The organism is Neobacillus sp. DZ-9 (assembly GCF_059587065.1).
This window is the reverse complement of the sequence record NZ_JCAIOL010000004.1, coordinates 602869-627288: the sequence shown is the minus strand read 5'-3', so window position 1 is coordinate 627288 and position 24420 is coordinate 602869. Positions and strand designations below refer to the sequence as shown.

At 40.3% G+C, this 24420-nt stretch carries 24 protein-coding genes and 1 pseudogene; 18 read left to right on the top strand and 7 right to left on the bottom strand.

What is annotated here, in order from left to right; translation table 11 throughout:
- The 3 genes and pseudogenes from AC59HZ_RS14870 to AC59HZ_RS14860 form a co-directional block, all read right to left on the bottom strand.
- A pseudogene (locus AC59HZ_RS14870) lies at positions 1-147 on the bottom strand (sugar ABC transporter permease); the annotation flags it as partial.
- Positions 148-223: 76 nt separating this feature from the next.
- Complete coding sequence (locus tag AC59HZ_RS14865) at positions 224-946, bottom strand: YesL family protein (protein ID WP_496546579.1); 723 nt, start codon at positions 944-946, stop codon at positions 224-226.
- Between the two features lie 31 nt (positions 947-977).
- Complete coding sequence (locus AC59HZ_RS14860; RefSeq protein WP_496546578.1) at positions 978-2129, bottom strand: Gfo/Idh/MocA family protein; 1152 nt, start codon at positions 2127-2129, stop codon at positions 978-980.
- 1054 nt (positions 2130-3183) lie between these two features.
- Between AC59HZ_RS14860 and AC59HZ_RS14855 the strand changes: the two genes are divergently transcribed.
- Both AC59HZ_RS14855 and AC59HZ_RS14850 read left to right on the top strand, forming a co-directional pair.
- Positions 3184-4077: an AraC family transcriptional regulator gene (locus AC59HZ_RS14855; RefSeq protein ID WP_496546577.1), complete on the top strand. Its 894-nt coding sequence runs from the start codon at positions 3184-3186 to the stop codon at positions 4075-4077.
- 60 nt (positions 4078-4137) lie between these two features.
- Positions 4138-4647 (top strand): hypothetical protein, encoded by a 510-nt coding sequence (locus AC59HZ_RS14850; protein ID WP_496546576.1) that lies wholly within the window; start codon positions 4138-4140, stop codon positions 4645-4647.
- 70 nt (positions 4648-4717) lie between these two features.
- Here AC59HZ_RS14850 and AC59HZ_RS14845 read toward each other — a convergent pair whose 3' ends face one another.
- The 3 genes from AC59HZ_RS14845 to AC59HZ_RS14835 all read right to left on the bottom strand — a co-directional run bounded on the left by AC59HZ_RS14845 (position 4718) and on the right by AC59HZ_RS14835 (position 7006).
- Positions 4718-5440, bottom strand: coding sequence for an amino acid ABC transporter ATP-binding protein (locus tag AC59HZ_RS14845; protein WP_496546575.1), 723 nt, complete (start codon positions 5438-5440; stop codon positions 4718-4720).
- Positions 5437-6093, bottom strand: coding sequence for an amino acid ABC transporter permease (locus AC59HZ_RS14840; RefSeq protein WP_496546574.1), 657 nt, complete (start codon positions 6091-6093; stop codon positions 5437-5439). Before AC59HZ_RS14840 ends, AC59HZ_RS14845 begins: the two co-directional genes overlap by 4 nt.
- Positions 6094-6199: 106 nt before the next feature.
- Positions 6200-7006 (bottom strand): basic amino acid ABC transporter substrate-binding protein, encoded by an 807-nt coding sequence (locus AC59HZ_RS14835; RefSeq protein WP_289986530.1) that lies wholly within the window; start codon positions 7004-7006, stop codon positions 6200-6202.
- Between the two features lie 299 nt (positions 7007-7305).
- On the opposite strand from AC59HZ_RS14835, the gene AC59HZ_RS14830 reads away from it, so the two are divergent.
- The 16 genes from AC59HZ_RS14830 to leuD all read left to right on the top strand — a co-directional run bounded on the left by AC59HZ_RS14830 (position 7306) and on the right by leuD (position 23560).
- Positions 7306-7611, top strand: coding sequence for a hypothetical protein (locus AC59HZ_RS14830; RefSeq protein ID WP_496546573.1), 306 nt, complete (start codon positions 7306-7308; stop codon positions 7609-7611).
- A gap of 160 nt (positions 7612-7771) precedes the next feature.
- Positions 7772-7909: a protein YkzB gene (ykzB, locus tag AC59HZ_RS14825; RefSeq protein WP_496546572.1), complete on the top strand. Its 138-nt coding sequence runs from the start codon at positions 7772-7774 to the stop codon at positions 7907-7909.
- Positions 7903-8091: a Fur-regulated basic protein FbpA gene (locus AC59HZ_RS14820; RefSeq protein WP_496546571.1), complete on the top strand. Its 189-nt coding sequence runs from the start codon at positions 7903-7905 to the stop codon at positions 8089-8091. Before ykzB ends, AC59HZ_RS14820 begins: the two co-directional genes overlap by 7 nt.
- 141 nt (positions 8092-8232) lie before the next feature.
- A complete protein-coding gene (locus tag AC59HZ_RS14815) occupies positions 8233-8568 on the top strand; it encodes a MerR family transcriptional regulator (RefSeq protein ID WP_496546570.1) in 336 nt (111 codons plus the stop codon).
- Positions 8569-8710: 142 nt separating this feature from the next.
- On the top strand, positions 8711-9970 hold the full coding sequence (locus AC59HZ_RS14810) for an ammonium transporter (RefSeq protein ID WP_496546569.1): 1260 nt from the start codon (positions 8711-8713) through the stop codon (positions 9968-9970).
- Between the two features lie 77 nt (positions 9971-10047).
- On the top strand, positions 10048-11019 hold the full coding sequence (locus AC59HZ_RS14805; RefSeq protein WP_496546568.1) for a DUF294 nucleotidyltransferase-like domain-containing protein: 972 nt from the start codon (positions 10048-10050) through the stop codon (positions 11017-11019).
- An 8-nt stretch (positions 11020-11027) separates the two neighbouring features.
- A complete protein-coding gene (locus AC59HZ_RS14800; protein WP_496546567.1) occupies positions 11028-11756 on the top strand; it encodes an exonuclease domain-containing protein in 729 nt (242 codons plus the stop codon).
- Positions 11757-12161: 405 nt separating this feature from the next.
- Positions 12162-13070: a branched-chain-amino-acid transaminase gene (gene ilvE / locus AC59HZ_RS14795; RefSeq protein ID WP_496546566.1), complete on the top strand. Its 909-nt coding sequence runs from the start codon at positions 12162-12164 to the stop codon at positions 13068-13070.
- An 11-nt stretch (positions 13071-13081) separates the two neighbouring features.
- Positions 13082-14749 (top strand): dihydroxy-acid dehydratase, encoded by a 1668-nt coding sequence (ilvD, locus tag AC59HZ_RS14790; RefSeq protein WP_496546565.1) that lies wholly within the window; start codon positions 13082-13084, stop codon positions 14747-14749.
- A 587-nt stretch (positions 14750-15336) separates the two neighbouring features.
- On the top strand, positions 15337-17064 hold the full coding sequence (ilvB, locus tag AC59HZ_RS14785) for an acetolactate synthase large subunit (protein WP_496546564.1): 1728 nt from the start codon (positions 15337-15339) through the stop codon (positions 17062-17064).
- The gene (ilvN, locus tag AC59HZ_RS14780) at positions 17061-17582 is read left to right on the top strand and encodes an acetolactate synthase small subunit (RefSeq protein ID WP_496546563.1); all 522 of its coding nucleotides are present in this window, start codon (positions 17061-17063) and stop codon (positions 17580-17582) included. Before ilvB ends, ilvN begins: the two co-directional genes overlap by 4 nt.
- 27 nt (positions 17583-17609) lie before the next feature.
- Entirely contained in the window at positions 17610-18641 is a 1032-nt protein-coding gene (gene ilvC / locus AC59HZ_RS14775) for a ketol-acid reductoisomerase (protein ID WP_496546562.1), read from the top strand.
- The gene (locus AC59HZ_RS14770) at positions 18628-20172 is read left to right on the top strand and encodes a 2-isopropylmalate synthase (RefSeq protein WP_430064447.1); all 1545 of its coding nucleotides are present in this window, start codon (positions 18628-18630) and stop codon (positions 20170-20172) included. The genes ilvC and AC59HZ_RS14770 overlap by 14 nt, the downstream gene beginning before the upstream one ends.
- 65 nt (positions 20173-20237) lie before the next feature.
- The gene (gene leuB, locus AC59HZ_RS14765) at positions 20238-21344 is read left to right on the top strand and encodes a 3-isopropylmalate dehydrogenase (RefSeq protein WP_496546561.1); all 1107 of its coding nucleotides are present in this window, start codon (positions 20238-20240) and stop codon (positions 21342-21344) included.
- A 209-nt stretch (positions 21345-21553) separates the two neighbouring features.
- On the top strand, positions 21554-22972 hold the full coding sequence (leuC, locus tag AC59HZ_RS14760) for a 3-isopropylmalate dehydratase large subunit (protein WP_496546560.1): 1419 nt from the start codon (positions 21554-21556) through the stop codon (positions 22970-22972).
- 3 nt (positions 22973-22975) lie between these two features.
- On the top strand, positions 22976-23560 hold the full coding sequence (gene leuD / locus AC59HZ_RS14755; protein WP_496546559.1) for a 3-isopropylmalate dehydratase small subunit: 585 nt from the start codon (positions 22976-22978) through the stop codon (positions 23558-23560).
- 28 nt (positions 23561-23588) lie between these two features.
- On the opposite strand, the gene AC59HZ_RS14750 is transcribed toward leuD, so the two are convergent.
- On the bottom strand, positions 23589-24299 hold the full coding sequence (locus tag AC59HZ_RS14750) for a hypothetical protein (protein ID WP_496546558.1): 711 nt from the start codon (positions 24297-24299) through the stop codon (positions 23589-23591).
- Positions 24300-24420 lie beyond the last annotated feature (121 nt).

The following is a 24420-nucleotide window of genomic DNA, read 5'->3' as shown; positions in this document are numbered from 1 at the left end:
ATCTTGAAAAGCAATAATATTTCCAGCCATTGGAACATACCGGTAGATGATAAAAAAGAGTAATCCTGGAAGTAACAATAGATAAAGATATCGCTCTTTCCACATCCTTTTTAAAATACTTTTCTTCGGTTCAACGATTAAATCGATATCTTCCTGTAACTTTCCTGCTAATTCTGTGGTTCTCTGTAAATTTTCCACCTTACGACGTCACTTCCTTTCAAAATTATCTATTCAATGGTTCTACTTTTTCATTGTTATTTGCCGCAGGCTTGAAACCATTATGAAATAACCCTTTTATTAGTGACTGTTTTTTTTCGGAAGCATGTTCCTTTTTTCCCTCCATGCTAGTAAACGCCTTCATAGCGATGTACATAGAAATGAGCGAAAATAAACCTATGCTTAAAAAGGGAATGAATCCCGGCACCCAAAGTAACAACAAGTAGACTAGATAGAACCCAATGATCATCAGCATTGTATGAAAAGGGGATGAAATACCTATTAATATTGAAATGCTAAAGTATTTACTAAATTTATTTTCAAAATGAACATATACCGGAAAGATATAGAATAAGAGAATGACAAATAAAATAGTCATCATAAATACAAAGATTACCAAGAACCAATAAGCAATCCCGTGAGTAAAACGGATTAGGGAAAAATTCATGTAAATCATTAAGCCTATGATGGTTAGGATAAAACCTATTATATTTGCCTTCCAAAACTCTTTTCGAAATGTAGCCCAATAAATCTTAACATAGGACTGGTTATCCTCATTTCCCTGCAGCCATTTCCGTATGACTGTAAATAAACCTATTGTGGCGGGCATCATCCCCAAAACAACTCCGCCACAAATGGAAAATACAATCCAGAGCAATTGAAATTGGGCAATTCTCATGATCTTTTCAGCAAAATGATTGATTTTCCCTATCATTCTGTTACTTTCCATCTATCATTCTCCTTTTCTTAAGGATAGAAATTTAAACGATCGTTATGCTTGGATCTGGACTGATTTCTACCACTTTCCCTCCGGAGCGGATGGATTCAGTTGCTGCACAGCCAACCGCAACGCTCATTCTGCCCGCAATCGGTGAGGTTAAAGGCTGTTTGTTGTACAACACGAGATTAACAAAATCATTCGTGATTTTCGGATCGGCACCGCCATGGCTGCCCTGTTCTTTTTTCATGTCATAGGTGATATCGCTAAATTCATTCCAGGAGTTGGATTTTCTTGTCTTAACGTATACCTTTCCATTTACATCATCGTTTTCAATTCTGCCTTTAGTCCCAATAAAAGTATAGTTCCTGGAATAATCTGGTGTGAAATGGCATTGTAAGTAAGATGCCTTTATTCCTCCTTCAAGCTCCATGATCAGCATATTATTATCCTCAACATCGATTTCTTCACGGAAAGTACATTGTGTTAACGTATGTAGACTAGCTTCCGGACAAGTGTCTTTTAATTCACAATCAGGGCAGATTAAGTGATTCGGCTTATCCCCTCCATAATAGTCAAGGCTCCCAAAAGCAGAAACTCTCTTTGTATATTTCCCTGTAATCCAATGGATGACATCGAGATCATGTGAACCTTTTTGCAACAACAGTGAAGTAGTGTTTTTGGCAGTTCCATGCCAATCATGATAGTAGTAATATCCGCCTAGTCCAACAAAATGCCTTACCCAAACGGCTTTAAGGTCACCAATGACACCTGAGTCGATAATCTCTTTCATCGTTTGATACATACTCATATAGCGCATATTGAAACCAACCATTAAATGTTTTCCAGACTTTTCTGCTTGTTCGATAATCCGATCGCAGCCTTCTACTGTAATCGCTAATGGCTTTTCACAATAGACATGTTTTCCTGCTACCAGTGCAGCAATTGCATGCTCCTCATGCAAATAATCTGGAGAGAGGATAGCGACAGCATCCACATCCGTACGGGCTAAAAGTTCTTTGTAATCCGTTGTAATGTAGGCATGTTCATTCACTTTTTCTTGAAATGTCTTCAGTCTTTCCGGTGAAACATCGGCAGCCGCAACAACTACTGATTTTCCCCCAGGATTATGCCAGTACTTCGCGATCCCGCTTCGAAGTCCAGCACCGATGATACCAATTCTTACAGTTTCCATCCTCATTCACTCCTATTAATCTATAAATTCCAATTACGGAAAACGTTTGTATTATATTATCCAAACGTTTTCCGGAAAAACAAAATAAAAAAGACAAGCTTACAAGTTTTTTTAACCTAGCTTTACGTCTTAACATATTCTACCTCTGAATGTAATAATGGTTTACCGAAAATGAATTCCAATAGTCTTTAACCCTTCGTACTGATAATTAGCTAATACAATTCCTAGTGAATCCAATTTAAAGAAAAGATAGACAGTCCCCTTAATAACTCAAAATCTTGCAATTTGTCCTATTGATGGATAACTTTTTTTATCCCACCGTTTCTATATTTTTTTATATATTTATATATCTAAATATATAAGCGTAATTAAGTAAGACCTTCATAGAGCCATAATTTGTGGTTTTCGTATAATGAGAAATGAAGTTGATATAATAAAGGATTACGTAAAATCTATATTGATAAGAAATTTGCAATTGAGAAATGATTGTCGATGAATGTTAGATGGATGTGTTGTCATTATCAATTAGCTCTTCGTTGACTTCTTTATTTATAATGCCTTTGCTACCTACTGGGATGCATTTTCTGTTTTATTTCTAATATAAGATCCATCCCCTCCTCTCATTCAGTCTTAATCGGGGAAATTTCTTACAGTTATAATGTATAATAAATTGGGTTGATGGGTCAACCCTATAATATAAATATCCTGATAGGGACAGCCTCGGGATTATGCGAATTTACAACGTTAAGGCAGAAAACCTTGTATCAATACGTATTCTTGAATGCTGCAGCGCAGCTTATATTAAAATTTTAAGTTTATAAATGTTTAATGTAAAATCAAAAAACATTATGGTAACCATAACATTATTTTATCGATACTCAGCACGATACTAATATAAAACATATATCAATTGATAGGAAAAGTATACAAATGAAAAAACGCTTTCACAATAAACATCTTGTTCTGTTTTTTAGATATATTGCTTTCCGTTGTAATATTACACTAAAAAACTTATAATTTGGTTAATTATCTTCTCTATGAGGGAGTGAGTCATTTGTCAAATGAGATCTATGAGGTTCCGCAATCGGGGCGAGGCCATCTTCCAGTAAAACTTCTCTATGTAACCAAATCAAAATATGATAAAGATTGGCACAGCACCAACCATACCCATCACTTTACAGAAATATTGTATATTACGAAGGGCAAAGGGACTTTCGTTTTTTCCAAACAAGATATCCCAGTCAAAGAGCATGATTTAATTGTTATCAATCCGAATGCCGAGCACACGGAAAAGTCCAGTGCCGATCACCCCCTTGAATATATTGCTCTTGGCATCCAGGGTCTCGCCTTTTCATCTCCAGAGGATCCGGGATTACAGGTCACTTTTTATCATTACAAACAGGAGCAAAACGTCTATCTTTTTTACCTCCAGCAATTGATTGAGGAAGTGGAAAACCAAAAGGAAGATTATGAGTTGATTATCCATAACATAGTAGAAATTTTACTGCTTAAAATGATGAGGAAAAAAGAATTTAGCTTGGAGAAAACATCTACAAAAAAGATAAGTAAAGATGTGGCATTTATCAAAAATTATATTAAGCAGCATTTTCGTGAAGAGATTAATTTAGATACTCTTGCAGAGGTTGGTCATATCAATAAATACTACCTTTCTCACTCCTTCAAGAAAGCATTCGGCGTTTCACCGATTGAATATTTAATTCAAATCCGTATCCGGGAAAGTAAAATTTTGTTAGAAACTACCAATTACCCAATTTCGAGTATATCAGCCATTACCGGCTTTTCTTCTCAGTCTTTCTTTGCACAATCCTTTAAACGTGTAACAGATCTATCACCTTCAAAATACCGGAATGCCAAAAACTCCAAGAAAAACAAAACTAGAAAATCAAAAGCAACAAATGAAAAAGTAAAGCAAATAACGTCACAATAGAGTTCCTTTCTTATCAACCTTCCAAGTATAATTAGGCCAAAGACTAAAGGAGAATAAACTTTGGAAAAGGACCAAGCAATTTTATTATCAAATTATATTGAACAATCAAATTCATCCATCTTCGAAATTAGAAAACTTGATACGGTCTGCGGCACCTTACCGAAGTTCCACCAATGGACGAACGGAAAGAAAACATTAGCGGCTTATGAAGTTAAAAGACCCAGCACGGACACTGGTTATTATTTTGTTTTTATTGATTGGCACCGCAATGATATTTATTATTTGGTGATTTATGCCCATGATAAATCAACGACTGTAGCCGAGCTGCGCCAAGTTCAGGATATAGACGGTTCCCCGCACATTGTTTGGATGTATAAGCCGTTTAAACGTGACGGGAAAAACGATCAACGGAAAGCTTATTTTAAACAAATGTTTGGCTCAACAACGGTACAGGTCAAACTCCCTTCATCTACAAAAGAAGTGGACGGATTTTATGACCAATTATTCCGGTTATGCCAAAACCGTATAAAAGCAGACCGAATCACAGAGGTTTTTGATTTTGAAAAATAAGAAATATGCATAAGCTCGAAAGATAGTATAAAGCACAAAAAAAGTGAGGCTGCATCGGCCTCACTTTTTCTTATAATACTTTACTCAGAAATGACTTGGTCCGGTCTTCTTTCGGATTTTCGAATAATTCCTTTGGAACGTTTTCTTCAACGACAACTCCACCGTCCATAAAAATGACGCGGTCGCCCACTTCTTTGGCAAAGCCCATTTCATGTGTGACAACGACCATCGTCATACCTTCTTTGGCCAATTGCTTCATAACCTCTAATACCTCACCGACCATTTCCGGATCAAGCGCTGAGGTTGGTTCATCAAAAAGCATAATCTTTGGTTCCATCGCAAGCGCCCTGGCAATCGCTACACGCTGCTTTTGTCCACCTGATAAAGAATCCGGATAGGCCTCTGCTTTTTCTTCTAAGCCAACTTTTCTTAAAAGCTCCAAACCTTTAGCCTTCGCTTTTTCTGCCGGCACATTTCTTACCTTCATTGGAGCCAGCATAATATTTTCAATTACCGATTTATGAGGGAACAGGTTAAATTGCTGGAATACCATGCCCACTTCTGTCCGCACTTTGTTGATATCCGTCTTTTTATCGGTCAAATCGATTCCTTCAATATAGACATGGCCGCCCGTAATCGTCTCAAGCATATTTAAGCAGCGCAGAAATGTTGATTTTCCAGAACCTGAAGGTCCAATCACCACCACAACCTCTTGCGGCTTTACAGTAACATTAATATCTTTGAGAACTTCATTGCTTCCAAATGACTTTTTTAATTTTTCTACTTTTATCATTCGGTTGCCAGCCTCCTTTCAAGGCGCGTTAACAGAAAGCTTAAAGAAAGGGTTAATACCAGATAAATAATCGCAGCCGTTACATACGGCTCCCAGACACGAAAATATTGTCCCTGCATTGCTTTCCCCCAATACATTAGCTCTGGGGCGGCAACGATTGATGCCAGCGAAGATTCTTTAATCAACACGACAAATTCATTTCCCAGCGGAGGAATCATCCGTTTAATTGCCTGCGGCAGGATCACATGGCGCATAGCTTGTACATGATTCATCCCGAGTGAGCGGGCTGCCTCCATTTGCCCCCGATCTATCGATTGGATACCGGCGCGGAAAATTTCAGCAATATAGGCTGCGGCATTTAAAGAAAGGGTTACAATAGCTGCCGCGATCGCGTTTGTTTCCCCGAGAAAAAGGGGAACAACTGCAAAGTGTATTAATAAAATTTGTACAAGTAAAGGCGTCCCTCTAAAGCAGGTAACGTACACACTAAACGGTAATGCGAGAAGCTTATTTCTCATCATTTTCCCTAATCCAATAAACAAGCCTAGTATAGTTCCTATTAAAATACTTGCAATTGAAAGTCCTATCGTTAATAACGTTCCTTTAAGAAAAAATGGAGCATATTCAGCTAAAATGTCCCATCTAATATCCATCTAACATCCCCCTGCCTATTCATCATGAAGCCTGTTTCAGCAATGTAACCAAAAATTGCGTAACTGCTATTAATTGAGTTACGCAATTTCCTGTTGTTAACGGTTCTTATTCTTTTGGTAATTTACTTAAATCTGGATCTACTTTAAACCACTTCTTGTAAATTTTTGCATACTCCCCATTTTCCATAAGGGTATTAATCGCTTTATCCAAATCTGCTTTCAGCTTGCTTCCTTTTGGCAGCATTAGTCCGTAAAACTCCTGTGCAAAAGCAGTAGAATCCTCAATTACAACAAAGTTATCTTTTGGATTGTTTAAAACGTATTGTTCAATAACAGTGTTATCGGCAACAACCGCATCCGCACCGCCGCTTTTCATTTCTTGAATGGCTAGATTGTTATTTTCAAATTTTTTGATTTTCTCATTATTTTTACCAAGAAGGCCTTCAACCGCTTCCTGACCAGTCGTTGCATTTTGAACGGCAATTGTTTTATTGTTTTTCAAATCTGCCCCGCTCTTAATATCGCTGTCTTTTGGAACAAGAATCTTGTTGGTAGATAGGAAATATGGTCTTGTAAAATCATATGATTGCTTTCTCTCATCGTTAATGGTAATCGCTGACATACCGATATCAGCTGTTTTCTTGTCTAATTCCACAAATAAAGGATCCCAGCCTACATTCTCAATCTTAATTTTTAATCCAGCTTCTTTGGCAACTGCATTCATAAAATCAACATCAAACCCGACTACTTTTCCTTTATCCAAGTATTCAAATGGCGCATATGCTGCATCTGTTACGACCTTAAGAGTTTTGTCATCACTGCTGCCTCCAGTCGTTTTGCTCGTCCCGCATGCAGAAAGAATAAAAACAAATGCGGCTATTAATACAGTAGAAATAATTTTCATTTTTTTCATCTTTTGACCTCCTAAATATTTTTTTATAAAAACAATTTTACCAAACATTAATAATATTTTGAATAAAAATAAATATAAATTTTTATGGAATTTTATTCATTATTTTAATTTATTACTATATTAATAGGGTGAAGTGAATATTAACATATTATTCTAGAAAAAATATTCTCATTTTTTTCCTTTTTCGTTAGTTCAGACTTGGAGAAATAAGTTTTACGGAGTATATAGGCATTCGCCGTCTCTCTCCGCGAATAACTACATAATTTATAGGGTATCTATACCAAAAGGAGAGTTGCCCGATGAATCCATATGGATATTACCAAGTTCCTCAAGCGCCTCAAACCCAAATTGACTATAACACTTACGGACAATATAACCCGTATACACAAGCATTGCCTTACTCACAGCCAGAGTATTATGATTATGAACCTGATAGACAACCTCAGCAAATAGAGCGCCGCCTTAATCAACTTGAAAGGGAAAATGAGCGCCAAGAGAGGGAAATAAACCAACTTCAACGCCGGCTTCAGCGCGTTAATCAACGGCTTCGTGTCTTGGAAAGAAGATTTAACATTCCATTTACACCTTTTGATGGAGAATTCTAAAAAATACAGAACTGGGCAATTGCCCGGTTCTTTTTTGTGAGAATCTCTTTCAAAACCAATCTATAGTGGAAAAAGGTTGTTAATTTATCTAACAGACCAACTGACAAACCGCAAAAATTCAGCTAAATTTTCAATATAAACCATTGAAAGGGAGATTATTATGTATCAAAAGAATGACATTCAATTAGCTGAAAAAATACTTAAATTAGATCAATTAAGAGATGAGCTATATGAAGAATTAATGAAAACACTCGGCTCTAAAGCACATGAACTTCTACGAACACTTCAAAATTGCTAATAAAGGAGAGGAAAAGGTTGGGAAAACATTTCAGGGATGGAATAGAGAAGCTGCGGAATTATTACATTAAAAAGCTGTTAGAATCAGGTATCCTTCAGTCTTCTGACCCTAAGATTACCTCCCTCACTATAAGTGAACTGGAGGGTATATACAAAAAGACTTTTTCCCCTGACGACAAATAAAAATCAACTCCCTCAAAGTATATTTTTTCAAAATTTAATCATTTTTGTTCCAAATTCCCAGTTCATGTGAGAAAATATAACATAGAATATTTTGAACGTAACAGTTTTATAGAATGCTAATATTGTGTGGTGATAGAAGTTATGGGAAATGACATGTCCTATAAAGATAAAAAGGTTATTACCATAGGGGTCGTCAGGGACCTGACCGGTCTTTCCGAACGTCAAATCCGCTATTACGAGGAAAGAAAATTGATTTTCCCTGAAAGAACACCAGGCGGCAGCCGGAAATACTCTTTTGCCGATGTAGAGCTGTTGGTGGAAATCGCCAACAAAATTGAAGACGGCGTCCAGACACATGAAATAAGAAAGGAAATGCTGCGTACCCAAAAGAAACAAAACCAAGAAGATGTCAGAAGAAAGATGATCCAAGGGCAACTAAACGCCCAGTTTGGATTACGAAGAGGACCAACTTCCTAACAGAAGTTGGTTCTTTTTTGGCAAAAGCTAAAAACCATGTGAGGTATTCTAACAAACTTATAGAAACATCCACTACATTCATGTAAAAATACAACTACACCGAATGTTAAGAAAATTAACATAGCTAAAAGGAGGAACATTAATGGATACACTATTCTTGATGAACAGTATGTGGGTTATGTTGGGAGCTGTCCTTGTCATTTTAATGATTGGAGGGTTCATCCTATTAGAAACCGGTTCAACCCGCATGAAAAATGCCGGGCACATTGCCGGCAAAACGATCCTTACATTTGGAATTGGCTCGATTATATTTTGGGCTGTGGGCTTTGGGTTAATTTTTGGAAGCGGCAATTCCCTGATCGGCTTTTCCGATTTCTTTTACTCAGGCTATGATATCGATAGTTTATCACTCTCAGGTTCTGTTTTCTTTTTATTTCAATTAGCCTTCGCGGGCATATCGCTAACGATAGCATTTGGCGGATTTGCCGAACGCGCTAAATTAGGTGCTTACCTAGTATTTGCTGTTCTTTTCTCTGTAATCGTTTATCCTCCAATCGCCCACTGGATTTGGGGCGGCGGCTGGTTGGCAGAGCATGGTAAACAAGACTTTGCCGGGTCCACCGTAGTCCATTTAACTGGAGCAATGGCAGCCTTAGCCGCAACCATTATCTTAAAACCAAGGATTGGTAAATATAATAAAGATGGATCCGCGAATAATCTAGCTGGACATAACCAAGTGTTTACGGCCTTAAGTGTATTACTTCTCTGGGTTGGTTGGTTTGGATTTAACGCCGGCAGCACTCTATCCGTTGACAAAGGCTTCTTCGGCTTTGTTGCCCTCAATACCAATTTGGCAGCCGCTGCAGGTACTGTCGCAGCCATGATTATTTCGTGGATGGTTTTAGGAAAAGCTGATGTTCCAATGATGTTAAACGGCGCGTTGGCAGGATTAGTTGCTATTACTGCTTCTTGTGCTTTTGTTGATACTTGGGCAGCTGTCGTGATTGGTTTTATCTCAGGAATTCTTGTTTTTTACAGCATCCGCTTTTTTGAAAAAAGAAAAATCGATGATCCGATTGCTGCGTTATCAGTTCATGGAACAGCTGGAGTATGGGGTACATTATCCACCGGCTTCTTTGCAACCAAAGAATTAGCAACCGTTGGTCAGCCCGGATTATTTTACGGCGGCGGCCTGCATCAGTTAGGAGTTCAAGCAATAGGAGTTCTTGCCTGCGGCGCTTTTGCCTTTATCGTATCATTCATTCTTCTATCCATTATGAAAGCATTCATGAACGGACTTCGCGTTTCGGAAGAAGAAGAAATCATTGGGCTTGATATGAGCGAACACGGCAGTTACGGCTACCCTGAATTAATGAAGGCAGAACAGAAACTAAACGCATAAATTTTTCCTTTACCATGCTTCCTGCCCTGTGATTTTTTGGGGCGGGTGTTAACTATTAAAGAAATGCGGTGAAACGGATGGGGGACTCCAGCTACTCAGAGATTAGAAATAATAGGGATTGCCGGATAGGAGAGGTTTCTCACGACCACTTTAGGCTAAATGATTTCCATGATGAAATCATGAGACAAGTTATCGAATTAGCCGTCTGCCGAACAAAAGAAAAGTATGGTCCCCTTCCCTGTTCCTTTTCTTTTTTTGTCATGGGCAGCGCTGGTAGATTTGAACAGTCTATTTGGAGTGACCAAGACAACGGGATCATTTATCAGGAAGTAAGCCCAGAAACACAAGCCTATTTTTTGCAGTTAGGAATGGAGATTACCGCAGGCTTATATCAGGCAGGGTACGAGTACTGTGATGGCGGTGTTATGGCCAACAATCCTATTTGGTGTAAATCCATGTTCGAATGGCAACAGCAACTAACAAATTGGCTTTTAGACTCCTCATGGGAATCTATACGGTATTTACTCATTTTTATCGATGGAAGATCCATATATGGAGAGAATAAATATATCGAAAAACTAAAAACAATCGTCTATCAAACAATCCATAAAGAACAGCTTATCTCTAAGGTTTTAGGCAATACATTATACCTTAAGAAAGGGGTAAACGTACTCGGAAATTTATTAGTCGAAACACACGGTCCGTATGCCGGTTCTCTCAATCTAAAAGAAGTAGCGCTCTTTCCATATGTTAATGCTGTACGACTTCTAGCGATTAAAGCGAATGTGACCGGAACCTCCACCCTTTCGAGACTCGGCCAGATGCAAGAGGCAGGGCTTTCTTCACTTGAAAAGGACTTATATAAAAAGCTGTTTTTAAAATTACTAAACTACCGGCTTTTATATGGAAATCACACTGACTATAAATCTGGACATTATATTCCCATTCAAATCCTCAGTAAAGAGCAAAATAAGGAGTTAAAAACCATTATAAGAAACGGTGCTGGCTTCTTTCGATTAGTAAGAAGATTAATAGAAAAGGATGATTAAAAGTGGGAATGAATGAGATGATCCAATTTTTCCGGCAAATTTCCGGAAAGCTCAATTTGAATATTTATGCAGGAATACAAGGACAATCCACTCCACAGCAGATGGCATTTATTAGAAATCTGCAAAAAGAAATGAGACAAAAAGACACACTAGACTCCCCTCTTAACGAATTAAAAGTAGTTGTGTTTGATATAGAAACAACAGGATTTTATCCTGAAAAAGGAGATTACGTTCTATCCATTGGAGCCATTAAAATGAAGGGGCCGAAAATCGAAACCGCAGAAACCTTTTATTCACTAATAAAATCAGAGCTATCGCTATCTGCTGAAATTGCCGCCTTAACCAATCTGCGTGAAGAAGATTTGCGAAAGGCACCGTCTGCTTCAGAAGTATTAATGCAGTTTTTCGAATTCGTTGACGGCGCTATCCTAGTCGCCCATCACGCCAATCATGAACAGGCTTTTATGAAAAAAATAACCTGGGACTTTTTACGAACCAAATTTAATCAACGCATTATTGATACCTCTTTTTTAATCCGTCTAACTGATCCCTATATGAAATCAATGCCACTTGAAGACGTATGTGGCATTTGCGGAATTCAAATTAAGGATCGGCACCATGCTCTAGGAGATGCCGCTATGACTGCGCAAGTTTGGCGATATTATCTAGAGATAGCTCAAAAGAAAGGATTCTGTAATTTAAGGGAGGTGTATGAATATCTTGCAAAGCTGGAATAGGTGAAAACGATATTTTACAGTAGTGATTTCTGCTCCTGGGGACTAAATGCTGAAAAATGAAATTAATCCGGGTTTCCAACACTTTCAAGTTATTTTCCTCTGATTCTCCACCCCTCCTTTCTACCCAAAAAATACTCACTTAAAAAAATTTTCAAAAAATTTTTTCCTCTCCTTTTCCTTATCATGACAAGAATGAAAACGCTGTCAATTATTTCGATTAATTTGAATTGTCTGATTTTTATATTGACCATGTTTCCGATTGGTTGTATGATTATCGTCAATAAGAAACTGATAGTAAATGATGCCTTTGTTCATCCCCCTACAACAGGGATGGGGCAAGGCTATTCTTTTAAAATGAGGATTTAATCATTTAAAGCGGTTTATCATTAAAGAGGAGTGGTTAAGTTGGGAAGTCAATGGATTTTCCTTGGCGGCCAGTTCGTCAAGAAAGAGGATGCTGTCGTATCAGTATTTGACCATGGCTTTTTATATGGTGATGGAGTATTCGAAGGTATTCGCGTATACAGCGGGAACATCTTCAGGCTCGATGCCCACCTGAAAAGGCTATATGAATCAGCTCAATCCATTATGTTGAAGATTCCATATACACAGGAGGAAATGACGGAGCTAATCGTGGAAACGATTAGAAAAAATCAGCTAGAAAGCGCCTATATTCGTCTCGTTGTTTCACGTGGTAAAGGGAATCTTGGACTGGACCCTTCTTCCTGCTCTAATCCAAACGTCATCATTATCGCTGAGGAATTAACCATGTATCCAAAGGAATTTTATGAGCATGGAATCAAAATTGCCTCTGTTGCGAGCAGAAGAAATCGCCCAGATGTACTGAGCCCACAAATTAAATCGCTGAATTACTTAAATAATATCCTTGTTAAACTGGAGGCCAATCAAGTTGGTGTTCAAGAAGCTTTAATGCTAAATGATCAAGGTTATGTAACAGAAGGTTCAGCCGATAATATTTTTATTGTAAAAAATGGGGTTATCTATACTCCTCCCGTTTACTTAGGTGCATTAGAAGGCATTACACGAAATGCCATTATCGATGTTGCTAGAGCAAAAGGTTTCGAGGTAAGAGAAACTCCTTTCACAAGACATGATGTTTATGTGGCCGATGAAGTTTTCTTAACAGGAACAGCAGTCGAAGTTATTGCCGTCATTGAAGTAGATCGGCGAGTAATTAAAGACGGCAAGCCTGGAGAAATTACAAACCAATTATTAGAGGAATTTAGACGAATTGTCACAACGGACGGTGTGGCTTGTTATCCGACAGGCGCAAACCATGCCATCGTCAGTTAGGAGATAGAAAAATGCGAAGCGATATGATTAAAAAGGGGATTGACCGTGCTCCCCACCGCAGCCTATTATACGCAACCGGGGTAAAGACGAGTGACTTAGAAAAACCGTTTATCGGTGTCTGCAACTCGTATATTGATATTATCCCTGGACATAAACACCTTAATCATTTCGGTCAAATTGTAAAAGAAGCTATCCGGGAAGCAGGCGGAATTCCCTTCGAATTTAATACGATTGGCGTTGATGACGGTATTGCCATGGGACATATTGGAATGCGTTATTCCCTTCCAAGCCGTGAAATCATCGCGGATAGTGCCGAAACAGTTATTAATGCCCATTGGTTTGACGGTGTTTTTTACATTCCAAACTGTGACAAAATCACTCCGGGAATGTTAATGGCAGCCGCCAGAACCAACGTACCTTCTGTTTTTGTTTCTGGCGGTCCAATGGAAGCAGGTGTTTCCTCTTCTGGAAAGCAGCTTTCCCTCACTTCAGTATTTGAAGGAGTTGGTGCTTACCATAACGGTACCATTAGTCAGCAGCAGCTGTTAGATATTGAAACTCAGGCCTGCCCTACTTGCGGATCCTGTTCAGGGATGTTTACAGCCAATTCGATGAACTGTCTTATGGAAGTGCTCGGAATGACAGTTCCAGGAAATGGAACCATCGTAGCAACTTCAGAAGAAAGACATGAGTTAATTCGTCAGGCCGCAAGACATTTAATTGAATTAGTGAAAAAAGATGTTCGCCCTCGCGATATCATTACAAGAGAAGCAATTGATAATGCGTTCGCACTTGATATGGCAATGGGCGGTTCAACGAATACAGTGTTACATACACTAGCCATCGCCCATGAAGCCGGAATTGAATACGATCTCCGCGAAATTAACAAAATCGCTGAAAAAGTACCTTATTTAACAAAAATTATGCCAGCATCTGATTATTCTATGGACGATGTTCATCGTGCCGGCGGTGTCAGTGCAATCATCAATGAGTTGTACAAAGTTGAAGGTGCTCTCCATGATAACTGCTTAACAATAACTGGAAAAACTCTTGCTGAGAATGTGAAGGAAGCAACAATCACAAATGAGGCTGTCATCCGGACAAAAGATAATCCATATAGCCCTGTTGGCGGCCTGTCCATCCTATATGGAAACATTGCACCTGATGGCGGGGTTATCAAAGTTGGAGCAGTAGATCCATCGATTAAGACCTTCCTTGGTGAAGCGATTGTTTTTGAATCACAGGATGAGGCTCAAGAAAACATTAATAATGGGACTGTAAAGTCTGGCCATGTCGTTGTTATTCGTTATGAAGGTCCAAAAGGCGGACCGGGGATGCCAGAAATGCTCGCACCTACTTCTGCAATTGCTGGACGCGGGTTAGCGAAAGAAGTTGCCCTCATTACCGATGGCCGATTCTCTGGTGCAAGCCGTGGGATCTCAATCGGTCATATCTCACCGGAAGCAGCAGAAGGTGGTCCTATCGCTCTGGTTGAAAATGGCGACAAAATTTTAATTGATCTTGAAGCACGCTCCATTGACCTTCTCGTAGATGAAGAGGTTTTAGCTGAAAGACGATCCACTTGGGTTAAACCAGAACCAAAAATCAAATCTGGTTATCTTGCAAAATATGCAAAGCTTGTTACCTCTGCCAACACTGGCGGGATTATGAAAATATAAAGAAAAGCGGAAGCGACCGTTTAGCGCACGACAGGCCTGGAGCGCTCCAACTGAGATAAAGGAAACACGGAGAGCGAAGGACACTAGTCGCTGGTCGCTGGAGCTAGACAGTAATCAAAGTTTGAAAACGCAGGGATCAACTAGTACCCCTCCCCTTCCCACAGAAGCTAAGGTACTAAAAGTATTAAGTGATAAATCATTTGACAAAAAAATATTATAAATCGATGACGGGAACAGGAATAAGAAATTGTATTTTCAGAGAGCTGGGGTTGCTGGAAGCCCAGTAATACAACTTATTCTGGTCTCATCCCTGAGTGTTAAGCTGAACGTTTATAATTAGTAGGCTTAATCGGGTGTTTTTCTTAAAGCACCTGTTACCAAAACGAAGCGTTTTTGTTTTTTATGTCGCTTCATAAGGCAGTATTCGTGAGGATACTGTGGAAACCGGGTGGTACCGAGAAAATGAAAGGCCTTTTCTCCCCGATTACTCTGCTTTTGATTTTTTAACTGCAGTTTATTCGGGGAGAATAGGGCCTTTTTTACTATGTTACAAAAATATTCAATTACCCTTAAGGAGGGAATACAAGGTGAAAGTAGAAGCAAAACTGGAATTCCAAACCAGTACCGCACCAAAAACAGGGGCAGATCTTCTCATTGATTTATTAATTAATGAAGGAGTTGACACTATTTTTGGTTATCCAGGTGGAGCTGTTCTGCCAATTTACGACGCTATATATCGGGCAAAGACGAGAATCAATCACGTCCTCTTCCGTCATGAGCAAGGCAGTATCCATGCTGCGGAAGGTTATGCACGAATTACTGGGAAACCAGGAGTCGTCCTTGCCACTTCAGGACCTGGAGCAACGAACCTGGTGACAGGAATTACAGATGCTATGATGGACTCCTTACCGCTTGTGGTTTTCACAGGACAGGTTGCGCGAAGTGTCATCGGAACGGATGCTTTCCAGGAAGCAGACGTTATGGCAATCACGACACCAATTACGAAGCATAATTATCAGGTCCAATCCATTTCCGATCTGCCAAGAATCGTGAAGGAAGCCTTCCATATTGCTTCTACCGGGCGTCCAGGACCAGTCCTAATCGATATTCCAAAGGATATTTCAGCTGGAGAACTATTCGAAGAACCACAGGAAGTAAGCATTCATTTGCCAGGTTATCAGCCGACTACTAAGCCCAACCCGCTGCAAATCAAAAAACTGGCAGATGCACTTGGAAAGGCGAAAAAGCCTCTCATTCTTGCTGGTGCAGGTATTCTTCACGGCAAAGCTTCTGCAGAATTAACAGTATTTGCAGAAAAACATAAACTTCCAGTGGTAACAACTTTGCTAGGTCTAGGGGCATTTCCAGCGAACAATCCTCTCTCATTAGGAATGGGTGGTATGCATGGTACCTATACCGCAAACATGGCGATGTATGAATGTGATTTGCTTATCAATATCGGTGCCCGTTTTGATGACCGTCTTACCGGTAACCTAAAACACTACGCACCAAATGCAAAAGTGGCCCATATTGACATTGATCCAGCTGAAATAGGTAAAAATATTCCTACTCTTATCCCTATCGTTTCCGATGCCAAAGAAGCGTTAGTCGAGCTGATCAATCAGACAGCTGATTCGCCCGAACACTCAGCATGGTTAGAGACGCTTAATAAATATAAAGCGGAATTCCCACTTTGGTATAAACATAGTCCTAATGGTATGAGCCCGCAATGGTTGATTGAAGCAATCCATAAAGTTACAAAAGGTGAAGCAGTGGTAACAACGGATGTAGGCCAGCATCAGATGTGGGCTGCACAATTTTACAATTTTGATAGGCCCCATCGCTGGGTCACCTCCGGCGGACTAGGCACTATGGGCTTCGGCTTCCCTGCCGCAATAGGTGCGCAGATGGCTTCTCCAGAAAGCACTGTCGTAGCAATTGTTGGGGATGCAGGTTTCCAAATGACCCTGCAGGAGCTATCCGTTATTTATGAACAAAATCTGCCAATCAAAATCATTATCGTTAATAATGGAGCGCTCGGAATGGTTCGTCAGTGGCAAGAACTGCTTCATGGGAACCGTATTTCCGAATCAATTCTTCATTCACAGCCTGATTTTGTAAAGCTGGCAGAAAGCTATCATATTCGCGGGTTAAAGATTGAAACACAGGAAGAATTAATCACAAAGCTTCCGGAAGTATTTGCTTATGAAGGTCCTGTTCTTATGGATTGCCGAGTTCTCCAGCAGGAAAAAGTTTTTCCAATGATTGCTCCGGGTAAAGGAATACATGAAATGATTGGGGTGAAACCATCATGAAACGAATTATCACTCTAACAGTTCAAGACCGAAGTGGTGTCTTAAATCGAGTTACTGGCCTGTTACTAAGGCGGCAATTTAATATTGAGAGTATTTCTGTTGGAAAAACCGAAACGGATGGAATCTCAAAAATGACTCTGGTTGTTGAAGTGGAAGACGACCAGCGCCTTGAGCAAGTTACCAAACAATTAAACAAGCAAATTGAAGTTTTAAAAGTTTCCGATATTACGGATAAAGCAATCGTTGTACGGGAACTGGCACTAATAAAGGTGGCCAGCAGTTCACAGCTTCGCAGCGAAATCAACGGAATTATTGATCCTTTCCGTGCCTTGATTATCGATGTGAGTAAAGATAGTTTAGCCGTTCAAATAACAGGCCGGCCTGACAAAATCGATGCTTTGATAGAGTTGCTTCGACCTTTCGGCATTAAAGAAATTGCCAGAACAGGGCTGACAGCCTTCCAACGAGGTCATCAGCCACAAGTAAACGATCTACCAACATATTCACTATTAAAATAACTAATATATTTGAGAGGATGATTCATAATGGCAAAAGTACTATATAACGGTGATGTTCAAGAGGCAGTTTTACAAGGAAAGAAAATCGCAGTAATCGGTTATGGCTCACAAGGTCATGCCCACGCTCTTAACTTAAAGGAAAGCGGCTTTGATGTTGTTGTTGGCTTACGCGGCGGTAAATCTTGGGATAAAGCAGTTGAAGATGGTGTGGAAGTAACATCTGTTGCAGAAGCAGCCCGTCAAGCAGACGTAGTGATGGTTCTTCTTCCAGACGAAATGCAGCCGAAGGTTTATGAAGAAAGCATCAAACCAAACCTTGAAGCCGGAAATGCATTAGTTTTTGCTCATGGCTTCAACGTACATTTTACACAAATCGTACCACCTGCAGATGTTGACGTATTCCTAGTTGCACCAAAAGGTCCAGGACACTTAGTTCGTCGTACTTACACTGAAGGTGCCGGCGTTCCTGCCCTTTATGCGGTTTACCAAGACTACACTGGCCAGGCTCGTGAACTTGCCCTTGCATATGCTAAAGGAATTGGCTCTGCCCGTGCGGGAGTTTTAGGAACCACTTTCCAAGAAGAAACCGAAACAGATTTATTCGGAGAGCAAGCTGTCCTTTGCGGCGGTGCTACTGCCCTTATCAAAGCAGGCTTCGAAACGCTTGTCGAAGCTGGTTATCAGCCAGAAGTTGCTTACTTCGAGTGCTTACATGAGTTGAAATTAATCGTTGACCTTTTATACGAAGGTGGCCTAGAAAACATGCGCTATTCTATTTCTGATACAGCTCAGTGGGGCGACTTTGTTTCAGGACCACGCGTTGTTAATGAAGATACAAAGGCTCGTATGAAAGAAGTATTAAAAGATATCCAAACAGGTGCATTTGCAAAAGGATGGATCCTTGAAAACCAAGCAAACCGTCCACAATTCAATGCCATTAACCGTGCCGAAAACAATCATCAAATCGAGGTAGTCGGCCGTGAGCTTCGTGCCTTAATGCCATTTATTAAAAAACCAGTAAACCAAAAGAAAGAAGTGGTGGTAAATGGTTCACGTTAACATCTTTGATACAACCTTACGCGATGGCGAACAATCTCCTGGTGTAAATTTAAACCAGCTTGAAAAATTAGAAATTGCCAGACAGCTTGAGCGGTTTGGCGTAGATATTATGGAGGCCGGCTTTCCGGCTTCCTCTCAAGGCGATTTCGAAGCCGTAAAGGCCATTGCCAGAGCAATTAAAAACTCTTCTGTGACTGGCTTGGCCCGGGCAACAAAATCGGACATTGACATTGCGTGGGATGCCTTAAAAGATGCAGCCGAACCAAGATTACATGTTTTCATTGCTACCTCTCCTATCCATATGAAATATAAATTAATGAAAACTGAGGATGAAGTTGTTCAGACAGCTGTGGATATGGTCTCATACGCTAGACAAAGATTTCCGCATATTGAATGGTCAGCTGAAGATGCTTCCCGCTCAGATCTTGATTTTCTAGTCCGAATTATTACGAAAGTCATTGATGCCGGCGCAACCGTCATTAATCTCCCGGATACAGTTGGCTACACGACACCTGAGGAATATGGCCGCATGTTCCGTTACGTGAGGGAAAATGTTCCAAATATTCATAAGGCAGCCTTATCGTGCCATTGTCACGATGACTTAGGGATGGCCGTTGCCAACTCACTTGCAGCGATTGAAAATGGCGTTACCCAAGTAGAAGGTACTATTAATGGTATTGGTGAACGGGCAGGTAATGCTTCTTTAGAGGAAATTGCTGTTGCCTTAAATATTCGTAAGGATAAATATCCTTTCACTACTAATCTAGTTTTAAAAGAAATCAAACGTACGAGTGACTTGGTGAGCCGCTTTACCGGGATGAAGGTCCCTCCTAATAAAGCTGTTGTTGGAAAAAACGCCTTCGCGCATGAATCCGGCATACACCAGGATGGCGTCTTAAAAAATGCATTAACCTATGAGATTATTACACCTTCGATGGTTGGAGTCGGATCCAACGACCTTGTTCTTGGAAAGCATTCCGGCCGCCATGCCTTTAAAGACAAAATCGAGCAGTTGGGCTTTGAATTATCACAAGAAAAGCTTAACGATGCCTTTAAATCCTTCAAGCAATTGACCGATAGGAAAAAAGAAGTTACAGATGAGGATTTATTTACAATCTTAATGGATATTCAAACAGCTGCTATCGATGTAAAAAAATATGAGCTTGTCGCTTTCCAAGTCCAATATGCATCAGCAAACCTGCCTACTGCAACGGTTGCCCTTACGACTCCTGAGGGGATTCGGGCAGAAACAGCCAGAACTGGCTCTGGAAGCGTCGAAGCCCTTTTTAATACCCTAGAGGCACTTGTGAAAGAAGAAATACATTTAACTGATTTTAATTTAAGCTCAGTTGGACGCGGACGCGATGCTCTTGCAGAAGTCCATGTAAAAATGACTGTGAATGGAACGAATGTCAGCGGCCGCGGCTCCGCGCAGGATGTGCTGGAGGCTTCCGCAAAAGCATTTTTGAACGCTGTCAACCGTGTATTTTTTAACCAAAAAGCTTTTATAAAAGAACCTGCAGCACTTTAAAAATCATAACGCGCCTAATATTTGGCGCCCATCTTAAACCAAAAAAAATGAGGAGGTTGCTTCTAATGAAAAAACAAATTGTCTTACTTCCCGGTGATGGTATCGGCAAGGAAGTTATTGAATCTGCGAAAGATGTATTAAATGCAATTGCTGAAGAATATAACCACTCTTTTAGCTTCGAAACCCATGAAATCGGAGGAGCAGCCATTGACCTTTACGGCACTCCCCTTCCAGATTCAACCGTTGATGCCTGTAAGCTAGCCGACGCTGTTTTACTTGGTGCTGTAGGGGGTCCAAAATGGGATAACAACCCTTCACACTTACGTCCAGAAAGAGGCTTGCTTGGTATCCGAAAGGCACTGGATTTATTTGCAAACCTTCGTCCGATCAAAGGCTTTAAAAACCTGCTCCATGCTTCACCATTAAAGGAAGAAGTAGTTTCAGGAAGCGACCTCCTTATCGTACGTGAATTAACTGGCGGCATTTACTTTGGGACTCCAAGTGAGCGTCGTGACAATGGCCAGACAGTGGTTGATACGCTTGCCTATAGCCGTACGGAGATTGAAAGAATAGTAGACAAAGCGTTTCAAGCAGCTCAAGGCCGCCGCGGACGCCTTACCTCTGTAGATAAAGCAAACGTACTTGAATCCAGCAAGCTTTGGCGGGAAATTGTTGAAGAGAAAAAGGCTCAGTATCCTGAAGTTACCGTTGAACATGTTTTAGTTGATGCTGCTGCAATGAAGCTAATTACAAATCCTTCGCATTTCGATGTTATTGTGACTGAGAATATGTTTGGAGATATCCTTAGTGATGAAGCTTCTGTATTAACTGGTTCACTTGGCATGCTCCCTTCTGCCAGCTTAAATGAGTCTGGTGTTGGCCTATACGAACCTGTTCATGGTTCTGCACCGGACATTGCTGGAAAAGGTATTGCCAACCCAGTAGCGATGATTTTATCTGCTGCCTTAATGCTTAGATATTCATTCAAGCTGGATGATGAAGCAAAGATGATTGAGGACGCGGTTCAATCCGTACTAGATGCGGGCTTCCATACAGCCGACCTGCAAATTGCTGAAGGACGCAAAGTAGGAACTGCTGAAATGACTCGTCTGGTTGTGGATTATATCAAATCTCAAAGTCCTTCAAAATGTATCATGAGCTGTTACGTTTAATAGGACGTGGTTTCCGCCAGGCTCATACTTTGATCCTGGCGGTTTACTTATTAGAATTTGTGGATGTTTTGCGATTCGTCGATAAATGATTTCAAAGAAAATTCACCTGCTAGTTTTAAGATTGAAGCAGAATTTGTTATTTTACATGCAAAAATGACACTTTTTTTTCAATCTTACTCATCAAATCTATTAATGTGAGGAAGGAAGCTATGCAAACACCAAAAAATATTATCCAAAAAATTTGGGAACAGCATGTTGTATATCAAGAAGAAGGAAAGCCCGATTTGCTATATATTGATTTGCATCTCGTGCATGAAGTAACCTCTCCTCAGGCATTCGAGGGCTTACGAATGAATGGCCGGAAAGTGCGCCGCACAGACCTAACGTTTGCGACGATGGATCATAACGTTCCAACCCGCCAGCGTCTTACTATTAACGACCCAGTTTCGAAAAAGCAAATCGATACCTTGCAGCAAAACTGTCAGGACTTCGGTGTACCACTCGCTGATATTCATCATCCAGACAACGGAATTGTCCATGTTATCGGTCCTGAGCTAGGACTTACTCAACCAGGAAAAACAATTGTCTGTGGTGACAGCCATACCTCTACTCACGGGGCATTTGGAGCACTAGCGTTTGGTATCGGCACAAGTGAAGTAGAACACGTCCTTGCGACGCAAACCCTTTGGCAGGCACCTCCGAAAACCCTTAATGTTAAAGTAAATGGAAAACTTGGGACAGGCGTTACAGCAAAGGATTTAATCCTTGCGATTATTGGAAAGTTTGGCGTGCAATTTGGAACCGGCTATGTAATGGAATACACTGGCGAAGCAATCCGCGCGCTGTCAATGGAAGAACGGATGACCGTCTGTAACATGTCAATCGAGGCTGGCGCTAGAGCAGGACTTATTACACCGGATGAAACCACTTTTGAATACTTAAGAGGCAGACGCCATGCTCCTCAAGGTGAGGAATTTGAAAAAGCAGTCGCCCGCTGGAAAGCACTTGCTACCGACGAAGGAGCCACTTATGATGCTGTTGTCGAAATTGAAGCGGCGGAAGTAGAACCACAGGTAACATGGGGAACAAACCCAGGAATGTGTATCCCAATCACTGCAAATGTTCCTAGCCCAGATAAAACAGATAAACCAAGTGAAAAAGATGAAATTACCCGTGCCCTTCAGTATATGGGTCTTGAAGCTGGTCAGTCCATTTCAGGTGTTCAAATTGATCATGTTTTCATCGGGTCTTGTACAAATTCACGTTTAAGTGATTTACGCAAAGCCGCTGAAGTTGTCCGCGGCCGTAAAGTTAATCCTTCAGTAAAAGCAATCGTTGTTCCAGGTTCATTCAGCGTCAAGCTTGCTGCGGAAAAAGAAGGAATTGATGAAGTCTTTAAAGAGGCAGGATTTGAGTGGCGTGAAGCTGGCTGCAGCATGTGCTTAGCGATGAATGATGATATCGTTCCTCCGGGCGGGCGCTGTGCTTCTACTTCCAACCGCAATTTTGAAGGCCGTCAAGGTAACGGAGCACGTACTCATCTCGTCAGTCCAGAAATGGCTGCTGCTGCCGCGGTTGCTGGACATTTTGTTGACGTCCGTCAATTTACTGCTCAGGAGGTTGGTTAAAAAATGGAACCATTACGCATTCATCAAGGCCTTGTTTGTCCTTTAAACAGAACCAATATTGATACAGACCAAATTATCCCGAAGCAGTTTTTGAAACGGATTGAGCGAAGCGGATTTGGCCAATTCCTGTTCTACCACTGGCGCTTTGATGATAATGGAAATTTACGTGAGGATTTTCCTCTAAATGCCACGCAATACCAAGGTGCTTCCATTTTAGTAGCGGGCGATAATTTTGGCTGCGGCTCTTCCCGCGAGCATGCTCCATGGGCTGTTCAGGATTTCGGTTTTAAGGTCATCATTGCTCCAAGCTACGCTGATATTTTTAAAAATAACTGCGTAAAAAATGGCATTCTTGCGATTCAAGCAAGTGAAGAACAAGTCCAAACCGTTATGAAAAAGGCAGAATCTGAAGGTTATACCTTAACTGTTAATTTAGAAGACCAAGTTGTATATGACAACGAAGGTTATGAAATTAAATTCGATATTGCTCCCTACCCGAAACAAATGCTGCTTAACGGCTGGGATGAAATCGGTGTAACATTAAGCTACGAAGAAAAAATAAACGAATATGAGCTTGCGCATAAGTAAAAGAGCTTGGGTCTCCCAAGCTCTTTTTTTACTCGCCGGCAGCAGCAAGTTCTTGCATCATCAATTCCTTAAGTTCCTTGTTCCCAACGGCATTTTGACCAAAAGCATTTGAGTTAGGCCAATACAGATGCCGAAAAGAAACGCCATTGTTTAATTCTATTTCTAAAAATGCTGGGTCCCCTTCAAAAGCATTCTTTTGTTGTAATACGTTATAATCCTCAATCTTTAATTTCAGCCATTCAGTTAAAAATAGTTCCTTTACCTCCTGAGAAAACGTATGTATTCGTCTGCCGTCCTCCGTACTTTCAATATGGATGTTTTTCACTAGATTCTTGATGGGATATAAATCTCCCAATGTTTTAGCTGATTTATTTTCATCAGCAATATATACTTTGCCATTGGCTAACACCATAAGAGACACTGGGTATCCTTTTACTGCATAAATAGTGGTTCCTTCTTCAACATAGGCAGCATCACCATTTTTCATTTTATGATCACTGCAGGCTTTATCAGCCATTTTAAATTTTATCTCTCCTAATGGCTTTCCCTTTTCAATTTGCAGATGGATCTGCTCATCTGCTGGTTCAGGAAAATGGTGCTGATATTTAACATCATTAATCATTAAAAGGTCTACCCATTCAATGGCCCCATCAGGACAACCTATTGTCCGAATGCAGGAGGTAAGTATCATTATTACAAGGATTAAAATTGTTAATCTAATCACCCAGTACAATTTCATCCCCCTCCCAAACTTCCTTTATGTATACATTCTCCATAAATTGGAATTAACCCTTTTCAAAAAGAATAGAACCCCGAAGTATTACATAAAAATGACCTTTAGGAAGTTCTATTGGACAAAA

Excerpts from the sequence above, each read along its gene's own strand:
- AC59HZ_RS14865 (WP_496546579.1), bottom strand. The coding sequence starts at position 946 with ATGGAAAGTAACAGAATGATAGGGAAAATCAATCATTTTGCTGAAAAG.
- ilvD (WP_496546565.1), top strand. The coding sequence starts at position 13,082 with ATGCGAAGCGATATGATTAAAAAGGGGATTGACCGTGCTCCCCACCGC.
- leuC (WP_496546560.1), top strand. The coding sequence starts at position 21,554 with ATGCAAACACCAAAAAATATTATCCAAAAAATTTGGGAACAGCATGTT.
- AC59HZ_RS14810 (WP_496546569.1), top strand. The coding sequence starts at position 8,711 with ATGGATACACTATTCTTGATGAACAGTATGTGGGTTATGTTGGGAGCT.
- AC59HZ_RS14840 (WP_496546574.1), bottom strand. The coding sequence starts at position 6,093 with ATGGATATTAGATGGGACATTTTAGCTGAATATGCTCCATTTTTTCTT.
- AC59HZ_RS14830 (WP_496546573.1), top strand. The coding sequence starts at position 7,306 with ATGAATCCATATGGATATTACCAAGTTCCTCAAGCGCCTCAAACCCAA.
- AC59HZ_RS14835 (WP_289986530.1), bottom strand. The coding sequence starts at position 7,006 with ATGAAAAAAATGAAAATTATTTCTACTGTATTAATAGCCGCATTTGTT.
- AC59HZ_RS14800 (WP_496546567.1), top strand. The coding sequence starts at position 11,028 with ATGAATGAGATGATCCAATTTTTCCGGCAAATTTCCGGAAAGCTCAAT.
- AC59HZ_RS14860 (WP_496546578.1), bottom strand. The coding sequence starts at position 2,129 with ATGGAAACTGTAAGAATTGGTATCATCGGTGCTGGACTTCGAAGCGGG.
- AC59HZ_RS14805 (WP_496546568.1), top strand. The coding sequence starts at position 10,048 with ATGGGGGACTCCAGCTACTCAGAGATTAGAAATAATAGGGATTGCCGG.
- ilvN (WP_496546563.1), top strand. The coding sequence starts at position 17,061 with ATGAAACGAATTATCACTCTAACAGTTCAAGACCGAAGTGGTGTCTTA.
- leuB (WP_496546561.1), top strand. The coding sequence starts at position 20,238 with ATGAAAAAACAAATTGTCTTACTTCCCGGTGATGGTATCGGCAAGGAA.
- AC59HZ_RS14750 (WP_496546558.1), bottom strand. The coding sequence starts at position 24,299 with ATGAAATTGTACTGGGTGATTAGATTAACAATTTTAATCCTTGTAATA.
- AC59HZ_RS14845 (WP_496546575.1), bottom strand. The coding sequence starts at position 5,440 with ATGATAAAAGTAGAAAAATTAAAAAAGTCATTTGGAAGCAATGAAGTT.
- AC59HZ_RS14815 (WP_496546570.1), top strand. The coding sequence starts at position 8,233 with ATGGGAAATGACATGTCCTATAAAGATAAAAAGGTTATTACCATAGGG.
- ilvC (WP_496546562.1), top strand. The coding sequence starts at position 17,610 with ATGGCAAAAGTACTATATAACGGTGATGTTCAAGAGGCAGTTTTACAA.
- AC59HZ_RS14770 (WP_430064447.1), top strand. The coding sequence starts at position 18,628 with ATGGTTCACGTTAACATCTTTGATACAACCTTACGCGATGGCGAACAA.
- leuD (WP_496546559.1), top strand. The coding sequence starts at position 22,976 with ATGGAACCATTACGCATTCATCAAGGCCTTGTTTGTCCTTTAAACAGA.
- ykzB (WP_496546572.1), top strand. The coding sequence starts at position 7,772 with ATGTATCAAAAGAATGACATTCAATTAGCTGAAAAAATACTTAAATTA.